General features: G+C 59.7%; 17 protein-coding genes. 12 read left to right on the top strand and 5 right to left on the bottom strand.

Annotated features, from left to right (window positions below; genetic code table 11):
- Positions 1-2: 2 nt before the first annotated feature.
- Entirely contained in the window at positions 3-1,838 is a 1,836-nt protein-coding gene (locus tag HX869_RS22905) for a hypothetical protein (RefSeq protein ID WP_003215851.1), read from the bottom strand.
- Positions 1,839-2,004: 166 nt separating this feature from the next.
- Between HX869_RS22905 and HX869_RS22900 the strand changes: the two genes are divergently transcribed.
- Entirely contained in the window at positions 2,005-2,493 is a 489-nt protein-coding gene (locus HX869_RS22900) for a TIGR00645 family protein (protein ID WP_003215853.1), read from the top strand.
- Between the two features lie 113 nt (positions 2,494-2,606).
- Positions 2,607-3,224 (top strand): FKBP-type peptidyl-prolyl cis-trans isomerase, encoded by a 618-nt coding sequence (locus HX869_RS22895; RefSeq protein ID WP_034115957.1) that lies wholly within the window; start codon positions 2,607-2,609, stop codon positions 3,222-3,224.
- Positions 3,225-3,278: 54 nt separating this feature from the next.
- Here the strand turns inward: HX869_RS22895 and HX869_RS22890 are convergent, their stop codons facing one another.
- The 3 genes from HX869_RS22890 to HX869_RS22880 all read right to left on the bottom strand — a co-directional run bounded on the left by HX869_RS22890 (position 3,279) and on the right by HX869_RS22880 (position 5,232).
- Positions 3,279-3,536, bottom strand: coding sequence for a hypothetical protein (locus HX869_RS22890; RefSeq protein WP_003215856.1), 258 nt, complete (start codon positions 3,534-3,536; stop codon positions 3,279-3,281).
- A 197-nt stretch (positions 3,537-3,733) separates the two neighbouring features.
- A complete protein-coding gene (locus tag HX869_RS22885) occupies positions 3,734-4,075 on the bottom strand; it encodes a zinc ribbon domain-containing protein YjdM (protein WP_102369929.1) in 342 nt (113 codons plus the stop codon).
- 188 nt (positions 4,076-4,263) lie between these two features.
- Positions 4,264-5,232 (bottom strand): polyprenyl synthetase family protein, encoded by a 969-nt coding sequence (locus HX869_RS22880; RefSeq protein ID WP_003215860.1) that lies wholly within the window; start codon positions 5,230-5,232, stop codon positions 4,264-4,266.
- 239 nt (positions 5,233-5,471) lie between these two features.
- Here HX869_RS22880 and rplU point away from each other — a divergent pair, with 239 nt between their 5' ends.
- The 5 genes from rplU (at position 5,472) to HX869_RS22855 (ending at position 9,237) form a co-directional block, all read left to right on the top strand.
- Positions 5,472-5,786, top strand: a complete 315-nt coding sequence (gene rplU, locus HX869_RS22875) for a 50S ribosomal protein L21 (protein ID WP_003176051.1) — start codon at positions 5,472-5,474, stop codon at positions 5,784-5,786.
- A 34-nt stretch (positions 5,787-5,820) separates the two neighbouring features.
- Positions 5,821-6,096, top strand: coding sequence for a 50S ribosomal protein L27 (gene rpmA / locus HX869_RS22870; RefSeq protein WP_003215862.1), 276 nt, complete (start codon positions 5,821-5,823; stop codon positions 6,094-6,096).
- A 193-nt stretch (positions 6,097-6,289) separates the two neighbouring features.
- A complete protein-coding gene (gene cgtA, locus HX869_RS22865) occupies positions 6,290-7,513 on the top strand; it encodes an Obg family GTPase CgtA (protein ID WP_003215864.1) in 1,224 nt (407 codons plus the stop codon).
- A gap of 123 nt (positions 7,514-7,636) precedes the next feature.
- Entirely contained in the window at positions 7,637-8,755 is a 1,119-nt protein-coding gene (proB, locus tag HX869_RS22860; protein ID WP_003215866.1) for a glutamate 5-kinase, read from the top strand.
- A gap of 17 nt (positions 8,756-8,772) precedes the next feature.
- A complete protein-coding gene (locus HX869_RS22855) occupies positions 8,773-9,237 on the top strand; it encodes a CreA family protein (RefSeq protein ID WP_008432835.1) in 465 nt (154 codons plus the stop codon).
- A gap of 100 nt (positions 9,238-9,337) precedes the next feature.
- On the opposite strand, the gene rpsT is transcribed toward HX869_RS22855, so the two are convergent.
- Positions 9,338-9,616 carry a 30S ribosomal protein S20 gene (rpsT, locus tag HX869_RS22850; protein WP_003215870.1) on the bottom strand — a complete coding sequence of 93 codons (279 nt, stop codon included), beginning with the start codon at positions 9,614-9,616 and terminating at the stop codon, positions 9,338-9,340.
- Positions 9,617-9,870: 254 nt separating this feature from the next.
- Here rpsT and murJ point away from each other — a divergent pair, with 254 nt between their 5' ends.
- The 5 genes from murJ (at position 9,871) to fkpB (ending at position 16,258) form a co-directional block, all read left to right on the top strand.
- Positions 9,871-11,409 carry a murein biosynthesis integral membrane protein MurJ gene (murJ, locus tag HX869_RS22845; RefSeq protein WP_008432837.1) on the top strand — a complete coding sequence of 513 codons (1,539 nt, stop codon included), beginning with the start codon at positions 9,871-9,873 and terminating at the stop codon, positions 11,407-11,409.
- Between the two features lie 118 nt (positions 11,410-11,527).
- Positions 11,528-12,466: a bifunctional riboflavin kinase/FAD synthetase gene (gene ribF, locus HX869_RS22840; RefSeq protein ID WP_003215874.1), complete on the top strand. Its 939-nt coding sequence runs from the start codon at positions 11,528-11,530 to the stop codon at positions 12,464-12,466.
- 13 nt (positions 12,467-12,479) lie between these two features.
- Entirely contained in the window at positions 12,480-15,311 is a 2,832-nt protein-coding gene (gene ileS / locus HX869_RS22835; protein ID WP_087695246.1) for an isoleucine--tRNA ligase, read from the top strand.
- Positions 15,304-15,813, top strand: a complete 510-nt coding sequence (gene lspA / locus HX869_RS22830; protein ID WP_003215877.1) for a signal peptidase II — start codon at positions 15,304-15,306, stop codon at positions 15,811-15,813. The genes ileS and lspA overlap by 8 nt, the downstream gene beginning before the upstream one ends.
- A gap of 7 nt (positions 15,814-15,820) precedes the next feature.
- Entirely contained in the window at positions 15,821-16,258 is a 438-nt protein-coding gene (fkpB, locus tag HX869_RS22825) for an FKBP-type peptidyl-prolyl cis-trans isomerase (protein WP_003215879.1), read from the top strand.
- Positions 16,259-16,318 lie beyond the last annotated feature (60 nt).

Raw genomic sequence — 16,318 nt, 5'->3', positions numbered from 1 at the left:
GGCTATGGCTTGGGGGCAGGGGCCGCCTCGGGTTTGTCCAGCTTCACCTCAAACCCATACTGCACCGTGTCCAGGCCGGTGCGCTGGTAGGTCTCCAATGTCGTCGGCTGGCCGTAGAAGTAATGCACGTCGAACAGCGCCGTGCCGTATTCCTCGGCGCGGTGGCTGACGCCGAGAATTTCCTTCAGGTAGTTGCCGCTGGCGTCCTTGGCATAGAACCGCCAGCTGTCAGAGGGGAACAGCTTCTGGTCGACAATCAGCGCGTTGTCCTTCAGCTCCAGGCCCTTGGGCAGTTGCCCGGCAGTGAGGCTGCCTTTCTCGATGGTCGCCAGGAACAGCGGCATCGATCCGACGGCAAACCCCGGGTTTTCAGGGAACAGGTTCAGGTCATAGGTGATGGTGCCGCGCCCCGGGTCGACCTCGTAGGCTTCGGCGGGCAGTTCGATCGGCTCGCCAAGCTTGCCTTCGTCGTTGGCGGTGAGGAACGTCACCGGGGCATCGCCGCCGCCGCGGTCCTCGCCCAGCAGGTCGTCGTTGAAGGTGTAGGGGTGATCGAACTCAACGTGCGCCGCACTGGCGTCATCCACCGACTGGTTGATGGTGACGCTTTTCTTCAGTTGGTCTTCGGACAGGGTGGCGTCCTTGAGCCAATCCGCGGCCTGGTCGTCATACACGGTGACGGGCATCGGCAACGGCTGTACGGTTTTTTCCAGGCTGTTCTTGTCGAAGCGCCGTACGGGCAGGTCCAGGTCCTTGCGGGTCACCGTGGCCTGGGAAAAGTCGAGTACGCTGACTTGCACATTGTCGATCAGGCCATTGAAGTACACCTTGGTGTAGTGGCTGTTCTGCTTGAGCTCGAAGGCTTTCTGCTCGTCTTCCAGCTGTTTCTCGAAGGCGTCGGACCAGGCCTTCTGCTTCTGCATTTCGGCCAGTTGCTTCTCGTAGAACGCCAGTTGCGCGGCGTTTTCGTTGATCGAGCCCGAGCGCGAGAGAAATTGCCCGGTGGTGTCACGAGCCTGCACCAGCAACGGGTTCGGCGATTCGTCCGCGACTTCCGGCGCCAGCGGGGCGCTGTTGGTCAGTTCGATCTCGGCGTAGTTCTTTTCCAGGGCCAGCAGGGTGACGGTGACGTTTTCTTCGGTGCGCTTGCGGCCCACGTCCTTTTTCGACAAGTCGAAGGTGAAGACTTTACGCGGGGCAATCACTTCCACCTTGCCCTTGAGGGTGACGGGCTGCGGCTGGCTTTTGTTCTCCGTCTCGACGCCTTCGACGAACGGGTAGGTCACCGTCAGGTCATCGGGGTTGGTCAGGTTGGAACTGGTGGGGCTCAACTGGATGCCCGGGTCGGTTTCCGACCATTCCGGCTGGAACGGGATGACCTTGTTGTTGCTCAGGGTCACCGACTGCCATTCCAGGCCATGTGGGAAGGGGAACTGGTCGGGCATGTTGAAGTTGAACGGGAAGATCGGCTGCAGGTCCGTCAGGTAGTCCGAATGGGACGCCTTGCGCAGGACAAACAGGCCATTGATGTAGGTATCGACCAGGGCCTGCGGCGTAGGGTAATGCTTGAGCAGCGCCAGGGCGTCTTCGCTGTACTCGGCCTCGATGGGCTTGGTGGCGAGCTTGGCCCGTGCCCGTTCCAGCAACAGCAGCGAGCCTCCAAGCTCGGACACGGCGTCCTTGAGCTTGGGGTCCTGGATGGCGTCCAGGGATTGTTCGAACTTGGCGGTTTTCTCTTCGAGACTGGCTTGCTTGTGTTCATCGCTTGGGGAACAACCGCTGCCCATCAGCAACGCCGCACACAGGCCAAGGCTGGCCAAAGGGGATCGCACATCCATTATCTGAGTTTTCCTGTCCGACATCATCGAGCCGAGTTGATGAGCTCGACACTAGCAGAAAAATTCCTTAACAGATGCCGTACAGATCAGTTTTCTCGACGGTTTCTGGGGTTTGGGTGCGGCTGGTATACTCGCCGCCATTTTTAGCCAAGCTGTGTGAGATTCAATGGAACGCTTTATCGAAAATGCAATGTATGCCTCACGCTGGCTGTTGGCGCCGATCTATTTCGGGCTGTCCCTGGGGCTGCTGGCGCTGGGCCTGAAGTTCTTCCAGGAAGTGTTTCATGTGATTCCCATCGTGTTCACCATGAGCGAGTCGGATGTGATCCTGGTGCTGCTGTCGTTGATCGACATGGCCCTGGTGGGCGGCCTGCTGGTGATGGTGATGATCAGCGGCTACGAGAACTTCGTCTCCCAGCTGGACATCGACGAAAGCAAGGAGAAGCTCAACTGGCTGGGGACCATGGACTCCTCGTCGCTGAAGATGAAGGTCGCGGCGTCCATCGTAGCGATTTCGTCGATCCATCTGCTGCGGGTCTTCATGGACGCCAAGAACGTCGATCCCGAGCACCTGAAATGGTATGTGATCATTCACATGACCTTCGTGGTGTCGGCGTTTGCCATGGGCTACTTGGACAAGGTTACCAAGCATTAATCAGCCCCTGGCGCTCTCCTGCGCGGGGCTCATCAAGGGCGTGGCTTGTGTGCTAGTCTGCTCGCCCTTTTAGTTTGGACGGCACCTGTGTCGTCCTACAGCGGAGCCTTTCCATGTCCGAAGTTAATCTGTCCACCGACGAAACCCGCGTGAGCTACGGCATTGGCCGTCAGTTGGGCGACCAGCTGCGCGACAACCCGCCACCGGGCGTGAGCCTGGACGCGATCCTGGCTGGCCTGACCGACGCTTTTGCCGGCAAGCCTAGCCGTGTGGACCAGGAGCAAATGGCCGCCAGCTTCAAGGTCATCCGCGAAATCATGCAAGCCGAAGCCGCTGCAAAGGCTGAAGCTGCTGCTGGCGAAGGCCTGGCTTTCCTGGCTGAAAACGCCAAGCGTGACGGCATCACCACCCTGGCTTCCGGCCTGCAATTTGAAGTGCTGACTGCCGGTACCGGCGCCAAGCCGACCCGCGAAGACCAGGTGCGTACTCACTACCACGGCACCCTGATCGACGGCACTGTGTTCGACAGCTCCTACGAGCGCGGCCAGCCTGCGGAATTCCCGGTTGGCGGCGTGATCGCCGGCTGGACCGAAGCCCTGCAACTGATGAATGCCGGCAGCAAATGGCGCCTGTACGTGCCGAGCGAACTGGCTTACGGCGCTCAAGGTGTTGGCAGCATCCCGCCGCACAGCGTTCTGGTGTTTGACGTCGAGCTGCTCGACGTTCTGTAAGACCTTACCTGCAGGAGCGAGCCTGCTCGCTCCTGCAGTGTTTTGCGCGGTTGCTCATGGATGAAACTTGCCATTGAGATCCGTCACCGGGCGCAACGCTCGGGCATAGCAGAACAGAAATAGATTTCTCACCACTTCCTTCAGCACCCCGGGCTCACTGGAACTCAGGCCATTGACGTCCAGGTCGCCCTGATCCTGCAGTTCGCTTAACGCCTCTTCTTCCAGCACCGCGCAGACTTCCCCGGTTTCCCGATGGAGGATTCGCAGGTAAGGGTGTGGACGGTCCAGCCAGGCATCGATCAAATAAGTCATGGGAAGTATCTCCTTGATGGGTTTCAATGAGAATAATTCTTATTCGTAGAATAGCAAGTCCCTATTGGCCATTTCCGGACTTTTCTGTGTGGATATTGTTTTTGATCAAAAGGCCTGGCCTTTTGCCGCCAGTGCGGAACTGACGCGGGGAGGGTGAAGCGCCATCCCGTGCAGGGCACGGGATGGAGGCAGCATATTCAGACCTTGCGGACGAACTCGGACTTGAGTTTCATCGGGCCGATACCGTCGATCTTGCAGTCGATATCGTGGTCGCCATCGCACAGGCGGATGTTCTTGACCTTGGTGCCGACCTTGACCACCAGGGACGTGCCCTTGACCTTGAGGTCCTTGATCACGGTGATGGTGTCGCCGTCCTGCAGGACGTTGCCCACAGAGTCTTTTTTCACGGATTCATCGCTGGTCGCCTCGGCTTCGCCGCCGACGGCCCACTCATGGGCGCATTCCGGGCAAATCAGCTGGGCGCCATCTTCGTAGGTGTATTCGGAATTGCATTTCGGGCAGGGTGGCAACGTGCTCACTAAAGCTCCTTTGGTTTCAGGATGGCTAAAAAGCGCACATTGTATAGGGTTTTAGCCGGGCAGGGGGCAGCAACGCCAGAGAACGCTGCGGGAGCTGGCTTGCCTGCGATGCAGGCACCTCGGTTTGTCTGTTACACCGCGGTGATGCAATCGCAGGCAAGCCAGCTCCTGCATGGAGCAGAGCAGAATCAGTGAGTACGGGCGACCGCGAACTCACTCAGCTCAACCAGGGCGTCCCGGTATTCGCTGGCTGGAAGGGCTTCCAGGCATTGGATCGCGCGAGCCACGTAGTCACGGGCCAGTTGCGCGGTGTATTCGAGGGAACCCGAGGCTTCCACGGCTTCGCGGATGCTTTCCAGGTCTTCGATCCCGCCTTTCTGGATCGCCTTGCGCACCAGGGCGGCCTGTTCCGGCGTGCCTTCGCGCATGGTGTAGATCAGTGGCAAGGTCGGCTTGCCCTCGGCCAGGTCGTCACCGACGTTCTTGCCCAGGGTTTCGGCGTCGCCGCGATAGTCCAGCAGGTCGTCCACGAGCTGGAAGGCCACGCCCAGGTGATCGCCGAACGTGCGCAGGGCTTCGCTCTGCTCGGGCGTCGCTTCGCACAGGGCGGCGGCGCTGTGGGTCGAGGCTTCGAAGAGCATCGCGGTTTTGCCGCGAATCACTTCCATGTAGGTTTCTTCGGTGGTGCTGGCGTCGCGAACCTTCGACAGCTGCAACACTTCGCCTTCGGCGATGATGCGCGTGGCCTGTGAAAGAATCTTCATCACCGGCATCGAGCCCAGCTCGACCATCATTTCGAACGAGCGCGAGTACAGGAAGTCGCCCACCAGCACGCTCGGCGCATTGCCCCACATCGCGTTGGCCGTCTCGCGACCACGGCGCATGCCGGACATGTCGACCACGTCGTCGTGCAGCAGGGTGGCGGTGTGCAGGAACTCGATGGTCGCGGCCAGCAGGCGCAGGTCATCGCCTTCGCGGCCCAGGGCCTTGCCACACAGCAACACTAATAAAGGACGCAGGCGTTTACCGCCGGCCGACGTAATGTAGTCGCCAATTTTGGAGACCAGCGGCACTTTAGAAGTCAGCTGCTTCTTGATGATGCCGTCGACGGCGCTAAAATCGTCCGCCACCGCGCGGTAGAAAGCTTGGGGTTGCATCAGCGACAGTCGCTCCAGAAGGGTTGCGCGGCATGCTAGGACCCGCGTCCCGTAGTGTCAAGGCGCGATAGACGGCTACTTGCAACACCTCCATAGCTTGCGTACAATCGCGCACCCTGAACTTCCTGGGCAGCACCTGCCTTACGCAATTGCATTCGGGACGTCCATCCCATGCAGCCATGCCAGCCAATACCTCTTCTTATAAAGCGCTGGGTGAGCAGGATTATCGGAGAAATACCATGTCGTACGCAGTAATTGTTACTGGTGGCAAGCAATACAAGGTCGCCCCAGGTGAATACCTGAAGATCGAGAAGCTGGAAATCGCTACTGGCGAATCCGTTACTTTTGATCGCGTTCTGTTGGTCGCCAATGGCGATGACGTGAACATCGGCGCTCCAGTTGTTGCAGGCGCTACCGTTGTGGCTGAAGTGATCTCCCAAGGTCGTCACGATAAAGTCCGCATCATCAAGTTCCGTCGTCGTAAGCACCACATGAAGCGTATGGGCCACCGCCAGTGGTACACCGAGATCAAAATCACCGGTATTCAGGCTTAATTTCAGCCTAATTCCTCACTAGGAGAATTGACTCATGGCACACAAAAAAGCTGGTGGTAGTACCCGTAACGGTCGCGACTCAGAAGCCAAACGCCTTGGCGTGAAGATGTATGGCGGCCAGGTTATCATTCCGGGCAACATCATCGTGCGTCAGCGCGGCACCCAATTCCACGCCGGTTACGGTGTTGGCATGGGTAAAGATCACACTCTGTTCGCTAAAATCGACGGCGTGATCAAGTTTGAAGTAAAAGGCGCTTTCAACCGCCGTTACGTGAGCATTGTCCCGAAGACTGAAGTCGTCGCGGCATAATTACGTAGTTGCTGGAAAAGCCCTGTCTCGCGACGGGGCTTTTTCGTTTGTGGGGTGAGTCTCTTGCAAAGCTGTTTGTGATGGGCGAAAGCAGTGGATTTGCGGTCGTTGCTTGAGGTCGCTGCGCTCATTTTTGCAAGAGTCTTATGTCTTGGTTTCTTAAGCTCGTCCGTGTGGCGAGAGGCGTTTTGTTATGAAGTTTGTTGATGAAGTTTCGATCCGAGTAAAAGCTGGCGACGGCGGTAACGGTTGCATGAGTTTCCGTCGGGAAAAATTCATCGAAAACGGTGGTCCTAACGGCGGTGATGGCGGTGATGGCGGCTCGGTCTACATGATCGCCGACGAAAACCTCAACACCCTGGTGGACTACCGTTACACCCGGCACTTTGATGCCGAGCGTGGCTCCAACGGCGGCAGCACCGACTGCACCGGTAAAAAAGGCGAAGAACTGGTACTGCGGGTTCCGGTCGGCACCACCGTGATCGACTCCGCAACCCAGGAAGTCATTGGTGACCTGACCAAAGCCGGTCAGCGCCTGCTGGTGGCTCATGGCGGCTGGCACGGTCTGGGCAACACCCGTTTCAAGTCCAGTACCAACCGTGCGCCACGCCAGACCACGCCGGGCAAGCCAGGCGAGCAGCGTGACCTCAAGCTGGAAATGAAGGTACTGGCTGATGTGGGCCTGCTGGGCTTGCCGAACGCCGGCAAAAGTACGTTCATTCGCTCGGTGTCTGCTGCCAAGCCGAAAGTCGCCGATTACCCGTTCACTACCCTGGTGCCGAACCTGGGTGTGGTCAGCGTCGACCGCTGGAAAAGCTTCGTGGTTGCGGACATTCCGGGCCTGATCGAAGGCGCTTCCGACGGCGCAGGCCTGGGGATCCGTTTCCTCAAGCACTTGTCCCGCACCCGTTTGCTGCTGCACCTCGTCGACATGGCGCCGCTGGATGACACCAGTGCACCGGACGCTGCTGAAGTGATCGTCAGCGAGCTGACCAAGTTCAGCCCGTCCCTGGCTGAGCGTGATCGCTGGTTGGTGCTGAACAAGTGCGACCAGATCCTCGAGGAAGAGCACGAAGAGCGCGTCAAGGAGATCGTTGATCGCCTGGAATGGACCGGTCCGGTCTACGTGATCTCGGCCATTGCCAAAGAAGGCACTGAGCGCCTGACTCGCGACATCATGCGTTACCTCGAAGACCGTGCCGATCGCCTGGCCGCCGACCCTGTCTACAAGGCCGAGCTGGCTGAACTGGATCAGCGCATCGAAGACGAGGCTCGTGCCCAGTTGCAGGCGCTGGATGATCAGCGTGCCCTGCGTCGCAGTGGCGTCAAGTCGGTCCATGATATCGGTGACGATGATTGGGACGAGGAAGACGTGGATGATGAAGATGGTCCGGAAATCATTTACGTGCGCGACTGATTCGTTGCAGTAAACTTAAGCGCCGCTCAATCGAGCGGCGTTTTGGTATCTGGAAATCGGTAGTCACGAATAACGTTATGGGCGGCGCTGGGTCGCGCGGCCCTCTATCTAAGGTTGAAGATGATGCGGAGCAAGGTGACAGGTGCGCAGCGTTGGGTCGTTAAGATCGGTAGCGCGCTGCTGACGGCGGATGGCAAGGGGCTGGATCGTGCGGCCATGAGTGTCTGGGTGGACCAGATGGTGGCCTTGCATGAGGCCGGCGTCGAGTTGGTGTTGGTGTCGTCCGGGGCGGTTGCCGCCGGCATGAGCCGCCTCGGCTGGACCGCGCGACCCAGCGCGATGCATGAGCTGCAGGCTGCCGCCGCCATTGGTCAGATGGGCCTGGTACAGGCCTGGGAGTCCAGCTTTGCCGAGCACGGGCGCCACACGGCGCAGATTCTGCTGACCCATGACGACTTGTCCGACCGCAAGCGCTACCTGAACGCCCGCAGCACCCTGCGTGCCCTGGTTGAACTCAAGGTGATCCCGGTGATCAACGAGAATGACACCGTGGTGACCGACGAGATTCGCTTCGGTGACAACGACACCCTGGCAGCGCTGGTGGCCAACCTGGTTGAGGCTGACTTGCTGGTGATCCTCACGGATCGCGACGGCATGTTCGACGCTGACCCGCGCAATAACCCTGAGGCTCAGCTGATTTACGAAGCGCGTGCCGATGATCCGGCGCTGGATGCGGTGGCTGGCAGTGTCGGCGGTGCCCTGGGGCGTGGCGGCATGCAGACCAAGCTGCGTGCGGCACGTCTGGCGGCGCGTTCCGGCGCACATACCATCATCGTTGGCGGTCGGATTGAGCGGGTGCTGGATCGTCTCAAGGCGGGCGAGCGCATCGGTACGCTGCTGTCGCCTGAGCGCGGAATGCTGGCGGCGCGCAAGCAGTGGCTGGCGGGGCATCTTCAGACGCGCGGTACCCTGGTGTTGGATGCTGGTGCGGTTTCAGCGTTGTCCCAAGGCAACAAAAGCTTGTTGCCGGTGGGTGTAAAACTGGTCCAGGGCAGCTTCCGCCGTGGCGAAATGGTGGTGTGTGTGGCGCCGGATGGTCGTGAGATTGCCCGTGGCCTTGCCAACTACAGCGCCCTTGAGGCGCAGAAAATCATCGGGCAGTCGTCTGAGGCGATTGTCGGTCTGTTGGGTTACATGGCTGAGCCGGAGCTGGTTCACCGGGATAACCTGATTCTGGTTTAAGTAAAAAGGAAGTCTCGATGCGCGTAATGAAGGGATTGCTCGGTTTGCTGCTGGCGATGCCGTTGCTGGCGTCGGCCGAAGAGATTGGCCAGGTGTCGACGGTGTTCAAGTTTGTCGGCCCAAATGACCGGATCGTGGTCGAGGCCTTTGATGACCCGAAGGTGGATGGCGTGACCTGCTACCTGTCTCGCGCCAAGACGGGCGGGGTAAAGGGTGGGTTGGGTCTGGCGGAGGATCGCGCCGAGGCGTCGATTGCCTGTCGCCAGGTAGGTGCGATTCGCTTCAAGGGCGAGCTGAAGGATGGGGATGAGGTGTTCAAGGAGCGCACGTCCCTGGTCTTCAAGACCATGCAGGTGGTGCGTTTCCTCGACAAGAAGCGCAATACCCTGGTGTATCTGGTCTACAGCGACCGCTTGATCGAAGGCAGCCCGCAGAATGCGGTGACGGCGATTCCGATCCTGCCGTGGCCCACAGCGCAATAAATCTGAAGCAGAGCCGGCATGCCGGCTCTTTTTTTGGCTTTCCCAAATCGCAGGCAATAAAAAACCGACCCTGGGGTCGGTTTTTTAACAAGCTTATCGCTTAGGCTGCAGCAGCAAGGTTCAGAGCCTTGATGTGGCCATTCAGACGACCTTTATGGCGAGCAGCTTTGTTCTTGTGGATGATACCTTTATCGGCCATACGGTCGATAACTGGCACAGCCAGAACGTAAGCAGCTTGAGCTTTTTCAGCGTCTTTTGCGTCAATGGCTTTAACTACATTCTTGATGTAGGTACGAACCATGGAACGCAGGCTGGCGTTGTGGCTGCGACGCTTCTCAGCCTGTTTTGCACGTTTTTTGGCGGAAGGTGTGTTGGCCACCGTCGAGCTCCTCGAAAGACTTTTTAGGAAATAGCAAACAAAATAGGCCGCGAATCATGCCGATGAGTTGAAGTCTTGTCAAGGGCGTGTGATGCGAACTGCTGAGTGGTCGATCTTAAGAGGCGGGTGATTTATTTCCGGCGCTTGACCTGTAAACTCGCGAGCTTTGGCTCTGTGCTTGTTGCAGGCGCGGAGTATCGCATATGTGGGCCGTTTGTTCGCCTGCTCTTTATCTATAGGCAAAAACTCTTTCAATGAATCTGCTCAAATCGTTGGCCGCTGTCAGCTCTATCACTATGATTTCCCGGGTTCTGGGGTTTGTGCGTGACACGCTGCTGGCACGTATTTTTGGCGCCAGCATGGCCACGGATGCCTTCTTCATTGCCTTTAAACTGCCCAACCTGCTGCGGCGGATCTTCGCCGAGGGGGCTTTTTCCCAGGCATTCGTGCCGATTCTGGCGGAGTACAAGGCCCAGCAAGGCGAGGAGGCGACCCGCACCTTCATTGCCTATGTTTCGGGTTTGCTGACGTTGGTGCTGACGCTGGTGACGATCGCCGGGATGCTCGCCGCGCCCTGGGTGATCTGGGCCACGGCACCCGGTTTTGCCAATACACCGGAAAAATTCGCCCTGACCACTGATCTGTTGCGGGTGACCTTTCCTTATATATTGCTGATTTCCCTGTCGTCCCTGGCCGGGGCGATCCTCAATACCTGGAACCGTTTCTCGGTGCCGGCCTTCGTGCCGACCCTGCTTAACGTCAGCATGATTATTTTTGCGCTGTTCCTGACACCGTATTTCGATCCGCCTGTGATGGCCCTCGGCTGGGCGGTCCTGGCGGGTGGCCTGGCACAACTGCTGTACCAGCTGCCGCACCTGAAGAAAATCGGCATGCTCGTGCTGCCGCGTTTGAATCTCAAGGACACCGGCGTCTGGCGGGTGATGCGCAACATGCTGCCGGCCATCCTCGGGGTTTCCGTCAGCCAGATTTCCCTGATCATCAACACCGCCTTCGCCTCGCTGCTGGTCTCGGGTTCGGTGTCGTGGATGTACTACGCCGACCGTCTGATGGAATTGCCGTCCGGCGTGCTCGGCGTGGCACTCGGCACCATCCTGCTGCCAACGCTGTCGCGTACCTATGCCAGCAAAGACCGCCACGAATATTCGCGGATTCTCGACTGGGGCCTGCGCCTGTGCTTCGTGCTGGTGCTGCCGTGTGCCGTGGCCCTGGGGTTGCTCGCCGAGCCGCTGACGGTCGCGCTGTTCCAGTACGGCCAGTTCACTGCGTTTGACGCCTCGATGACCCAGCGTGCGCTGATCGCTTATTCCGTCGGCCTGCTGGGCATTATCGTGATCAAGGTGCTGGCCCCCGGCTTTTATGCTCAACAAAACATCCGTACCCCGGTAAAGATCGCGATCTTCACCCTGGTGGTTACCCAACTGCTCAACCTGGCGTTCATCGGTCCGCTGAAGCATGCCGGGCTGGCGCTGGCGATCAGTGTGGGGGCCTGCATCAACGCCGGGCTGCTGTTTTATCAGCTGCGTAAACAGAAAATGTTCCAGCCTCAGGCGGGCTGGGGCTCGTTTGCGCTCAAGTTGGTGGTGGCGGTGGGGACGATGGCCGCGGTACTGCTGGGCCTGATGCACTTCATGCCGGCCTGGGAGCAGGGCCATATGCTCGAGCGCTTCATGCGCCTGGGAGCGTTGGTGGCGGCTGGTGTGCTGGTGTACTTCGGCATGTTGCTGCTGATGGGCTTCCGCTTGCGGGATTTCAATCGCAAGTCGCTGAGCTAGAGACTTTTCGTCGATAAGACGGTTGTTTTATCGATTCGCGCAAATGGCCTGCGCTGTTGCCTGTCGTCCGGGGCCGGGTGTGGTTATAATCGACCACTTTATGAGCAAGAAGCGCGTTATGCAGCTGGTTCGAGGTCTCCACAACCTGCGCCCCCAGCATCGGGGCTGCGTCGCCACTATTGGCAACTTTGACGGTGTTCACCGTGGCCACCAGGCTATCCTGGCCCGCCTGCGTGAGCGTGCGGTTGAGTTGGGCGTGCCCAGCTGCGTGGTGATTTTTGAACCACAGCCGCGCGAATTCTTTACCCCGCAGACGGCGCCGGCGCGTCTGGCCCGCCTGCGGGACAAGCTGCAACTGCTGGCTGAAGAAGGTGTGGACCGCGTCCTCTGCCTGGCTTTCAACCAGCGCTTGCGCAGCCTCAGCGCCGCCGAGTTCGTCGACCGTATCCTGGTGGACGGCCTCGGCGTGCAGCATCTGGAGGTCGGCGACGACTTCCGTTTCGGTTGCGACCGGGTAGGGGATTTCGATTTCCTGCAGCAGGCCGGCGTCACCCAGGGTTTTACCGTCGAAGCCGCGCAAACCGTCGAACTGGACGGCCTGCGCGTGAGCAGTACCCAGGTGCGTAACGCCCTGGCCGCTGCCGACTTCGCCTTGGCCGAGCGTTTGCTCGGTCGCCCGTTCCGGATTGCCGGGCGGGTGCTGCACGGCCAGAAGCTGGCGCGCCAACTGGGCACGCCAACCGCCAACGTGCAGCTCAAGCGCCGTCGTGTGCCACTGACCGGGGTTTACCTGGTGAGTGTCGACATCGACGGCCAATCGTGGCCCGGAGTCGCCAACATAGGCGTCAGGCCCACGGTTGCAGGTGATGGCAAAGCCCACCTGGAAGTTCACCTTTTGGATTTTGCCGGTGATTTGTATGACCGGCGTTTGACGGTGGCTTTCCACCAAAAGCTGCGTGAAGAGCAGCGTTTCGCCTCCCTGGAGGCGTTGAAAACGGCGATCAATGCGGATGTCGCCGCCGCCCGTGCACTAGCCGCACCTAGCGCCCATCGCTAATGAAGAGCCTTAAATGACCGACTATAAAGCCACGCTAAACCTTCCGGACACCGCCTTCCCAATGAAGGCCGGCCTGCCACAGCGCGAACCGCAGATCCTGCAGCGCTGGGACAGTATTGGCCTGTACGGAAAGTTGCGCGAGATTGGCAAGGATCGTCCGAAATTCGTCCTGCACGACGGCCCTCCTTATGCCAACGGCACGATTCACATCGGTCATGCGCTGAACAAGATTCTCAAGGACATGATCATCCGCTCGAAAACCCTTTCGGGTTTCGACGCGCCTTATGTCCCGGGCTGGGACTGCCACGGCTTGCCGATTGAACACAAGGTCGAAGTGACCTACGGCAAGAACCTGGGCGCGGATAAAACCCGCGAACTGTGCCGTGCCTACGCCACCGAGCAGATCGAAGGGCAGAAGTCCGAATTCATCCGCCTGGGTGTGTTGGGCGACTGGGCCAACCCGTACAAGACCATGAACTTCAAGAACGAGGCCGGTGAAATCCGCGCCTTGGCCGAAATCGTCAAGGGCGGTTTCGTGTTCAAGGGCCTCAAGCCCGTGAACTGGTGCTTCGATTGCGGCTCGGCCCTGGCTGAAGCCGAAGTCGAGTACGAAGACAAGAAGTCCTCGACCATCGACGTGGCCTTCCCGATCGCCGACGAAGCCAAACTGGCGCAAGCCTTCGGTCTGGCGAGCCTGGCCAAGCCAGCCTCTATTGTGATCTGGACCACCACCCCGTGGACCATCCCGGCCAACCAGGCGCTGAACGTGCACCCGGAATTCACCTACGCCCTGGTGGACGTCGGTGACAAACTGCTGGTGCTGGCTGAAGAGCTGGTGGAGGCGTGCCTGGCCCGCTACAACCTGCAAGGCTCGGTGATCGCGACCACTACCGGGTCCGCGCTGGAACTGATCAACTTCCGTCACCCGTTCTACGACCGCCTGTCGCCAATCTACCTGGCCGAGTACGTTGAGCTGGGCGCCGGCACCGGCGTGGTTCACTGCTCGCCTGCCTATGGCGTTGACGACTTCGTGATCTGCAAGCAGTACGGCCTGGTCAACGACGACATCATCAATCCCGTGCAAAGCAACGGCGTGTACGTGCCGTCCCTGGAATTCTTCGGTGGCCAGTTCATCTTCAAGGCCAACCCGGCGATCGTCGACAAGCTGGCGGAAGTCGGTGCGCTGCTGCACACCGAAACCATCACCCACAGCTACATGCATTGCTGGCGTCACAAGACCCCGCTGATCTACCGCGCCACTGCGCAGTGGTTTATCGGCATGGACAAGGAGCCGACCCGCGGCGAAACCCTGCGCAAGCGTGCGATCAAGGCGATCGAAGACACCAAGTTCGTTCCGGCCTGGGGCCAGGCGCGCCTGCACTCGATGATCGCCAACCGTCCGGACTGGTGCATCTCCCGCCAGCGCAACTGGGGCGTGCCGATTCCGTTCTTCCTGAACAAGGAAAGTGGCGAGTTGCACCCACGTACCGTCGAGCTGATGGAAGAGGTTGCCCAGCGCGTTGAACAAGAGGGCATCGAAGCCTGGTTCAAGCTGGACGCCGCCGAGTTGCTGGGCGACGAAGCGCCGCTGTACGACAAGATCAGCGACACCCTCGACGTCTGGTTCGACTCGGGTACCACCCACTGGCACGTACTGCGCGGCTCGCACCCGATGGGCCACGAGACCGGCCCGCGTGCCGACCTGTACCTGGAAGGTTCGGACCAACACCGTGGCTGGTTCCACTCCTCGTTGCTGACCGGTTGCGCGATCGACGATCACGCCCCGTACCGCGAGCTGCTGACCCACGGTTTCACCGTCGACGAGAACGGTCGCAAGATGTCCAAGTCCCTGGGCAACGTGATCGCGCCGCAAAAGGTCAACGACACCCTGGGCGCCGACATCATGCGCCTGTGGGTTGCCTCTACCGATTACTCGGGCGAGATGGCCGTTTCCGAGCAGATCCTGCAGCGCAGCGCCGATGCCTACCGCCGGATCCGTAATACCGCACGCTTCATGCTGTCGAACCTGACCGGTTTCAACCCGGCCACCGACATCCTGCCGGCCGAGGAAATGCTCGCCCTGGACCGTTGGGCCGTGGACCGTACCCTGTTGCTGCAGCGCGAGCTGCAAGAGCACTACGGCGAATACCGCTTCTGGAACGTCTACTCGAAGATCCACAACTTCTGCGTGCAGGAGCTGGGTGGTTTCTACCTCGACATCATCAAGGACCGCCAGTACACCACCGGCGCCAACAGCAAGGCCCGCCGTTCGGCGCAGACCGCGCTGTACCACATCTCTGAAGCGCTGGTGCGCTGGATCGCCCCGATCCTGGCATTCACCGCCGACGAACTGTGGGAATACCTGCCGGGCGAGCGGAACGAGTCCGTGATGCTCAACACCTGGTACGAAGGCCTGACCGAATTGCCGGCCGACTTCGAGCTGGGCCGCGAGTACTGGGAAGGCGTAATGGCCGTCAAGGTTGCCGTGAACAAGGAGCTGGAAGTGCAGCGCGCGGCGAAGGCCGTTGGCGGCAACCTGCAGGCCGAAGTCACGCTGTTTGCCGAAGAAGGCCTGACCGCTGACCTGGCCAAGCTGAGCAACGAACTGCGCTTCGTCCTGATCACCTCGACCGCCAGCCTGGCGCCGTTTGCCCAGGCGCCTGCAGATGCCGTCGCGACCGAAGTCCCGGGTCTCAAGCTCAAGGTGGTCAAGTCCTCCTTCGCCAAGTGCGCCCGTTGCTGGCACTGCCGTGAAGATGTCGGCGTGAACCCTGAGCATCCGGAAATCTGCGGTCGCTGTGTCGACAACATCTCTGGCGCTGGCGAGGTTCGTCACTATGCCTGAAGCCAGTCGTTTTGGACGCCTGGGCTTGCTCGTGTTGAGCGTGCTGGTGCTGGTCATTGACCAGCTCAGCAAGGCTCACTTCGAAGGCGCCCTGGAGATGTACCAGCAGATCGTGGTGATTCCCGACTACTTCAGCTGGACCCTGGCCTACAACACCGGCGCTGCGTTCAGCTTCCTGGCTGACAGCTCCGGCTGGCAGCGCTGGCTGTTTGCCCTGATCGCCGTGGTGGTCAGTGCCGTGCTGGTAGTCTGGCTCAAGCGCCTGGGGCGTAACGACACCTGGCTGGCCGTTGCGTTGGCGCTGGTGCTGGGTGGCGCATTGGGCAACCTCTACGACCGCATTGCCCTGGGCCATGTGATCGACTTTATTCTGGTGCATTGGCAGAACCGCTGGTACTTCCCGGCGTTCAACTTTGCCGACAGCGCCATCACCGTCGGTGCAATCATGCTGGCGTTGGATATGTTCAAAAGCAAGAAAACCGGAGAGACCGTTCATGACTGAACAGGTATTGGCTGAGCAACGCATTGGCCAGAACACGGAAGTCACCTTGCATTTCGCATTGCGCCTGGAGAATGGCGACACGGTCGACAGCACGTTCGACAAGGCCCCGGCGACCTTCAAGGTCGGCGACGGCAACCTGCTGCCGGGTTTTGAAGCGGCACTGTTCGGTTTCAAGGCCGGCGACAAGCGCAACCTGCAGATCCTGCCGGAAAACGCCTTTGGCCAGCCCAACCCGCAAAACGTGCAGATCATCCCGCGTTCGCAGTTCCAGGACATGGAGCTGTCGGAAGGCTTGCTGGTGATCTTCAACGATGCGGCGAATACCGAGCTGCCGGGTGTGGTGAAAGCCTTTGATGACGCGCAAGTGACCATCGACTTCAACCACCCGTTGGCCGGGAAAACCTTGACCTTTGATGTTGAAATCATCGACGTTAAAGCGCTGTAACTAACGAAATCGGCCTACTGCAGAGGCGAGCTTGTTGGGGCTGCTTCGCAGCCCAGCGGG

Origin of the sequence: Pseudomonas sp. P7779, from assembly GCF_013386315.1 — a bacterium.
Taxonomy (GTDB): domain Bacteria; phylum Pseudomonadota; class Gammaproteobacteria; order Pseudomonadales; family Pseudomonadaceae; genus Aquipseudomonas.
Note: the sequence above shows the minus strand (reverse complement) of the source record. Positions and strands in the feature narration are given on the sequence as shown.

Bases quoted from the DNA above. Each gene is read 5' to 3' on its own strand.
- HX869_RS22905 (WP_003215851.1), bottom strand. From the start codon at position 1,838: ATGGATGTGCGATCCCCTTTGGCCAGCCTTGGCCTGTGTGCGGCGTTG.
- HX869_RS22900 (WP_003215853.1), top strand. From the start codon at position 2,005: ATGGAACGCTTTATCGAAAATGCAATGTATGCCTCACGCTGGCTGTTG.
- HX869_RS22895 (WP_034115957.1), top strand. From the start codon at position 2,607: ATGTCCGAAGTTAATCTGTCCACCGACGAAACCCGCGTGAGCTACGGC.
- HX869_RS22890 (WP_003215856.1), bottom strand. From the start codon at position 3,536: ATGACTTATTTGATCGATGCCTGGCTGGACCGTCCACACCCTTACCTG.
- HX869_RS22880 (WP_003215860.1), bottom strand. From the start codon at position 5,232: ATGCAACCCCAAGCTTTCTACCGCGCGGTGGCGGACGATTTTAGCGCC.
- rplU (WP_003176051.1), top strand. From the start codon at position 5,472: ATGTCGTACGCAGTAATTGTTACTGGTGGCAAGCAATACAAGGTCGCC.
- rpmA (WP_003215862.1), top strand. From the start codon at position 5,821: ATGGCACACAAAAAAGCTGGTGGTAGTACCCGTAACGGTCGCGACTCA.
- cgtA (WP_003215864.1), top strand. From the start codon at position 6,290: ATGAAGTTTGTTGATGAAGTTTCGATCCGAGTAAAAGCTGGCGACGGC.
- proB (WP_003215866.1), top strand. From the start codon at position 7,637: ATGCGGAGCAAGGTGACAGGTGCGCAGCGTTGGGTCGTTAAGATCGGT.
- HX869_RS22855 (WP_008432835.1), top strand. From the start codon at position 8,773: ATGCGCGTAATGAAGGGATTGCTCGGTTTGCTGCTGGCGATGCCGTTG.
- murJ (WP_008432837.1), top strand. From the start codon at position 9,871: ATGAATCTGCTCAAATCGTTGGCCGCTGTCAGCTCTATCACTATGATT.
- ribF (WP_003215874.1), top strand. From the start codon at position 11,528: ATGCAGCTGGTTCGAGGTCTCCACAACCTGCGCCCCCAGCATCGGGGC.
- ileS (WP_087695246.1), top strand. From the start codon at position 12,480: ATGACCGACTATAAAGCCACGCTAAACCTTCCGGACACCGCCTTCCCA.
- lspA (WP_003215877.1), top strand. From the start codon at position 15,304: ATGCCTGAAGCCAGTCGTTTTGGACGCCTGGGCTTGCTCGTGTTGAGC.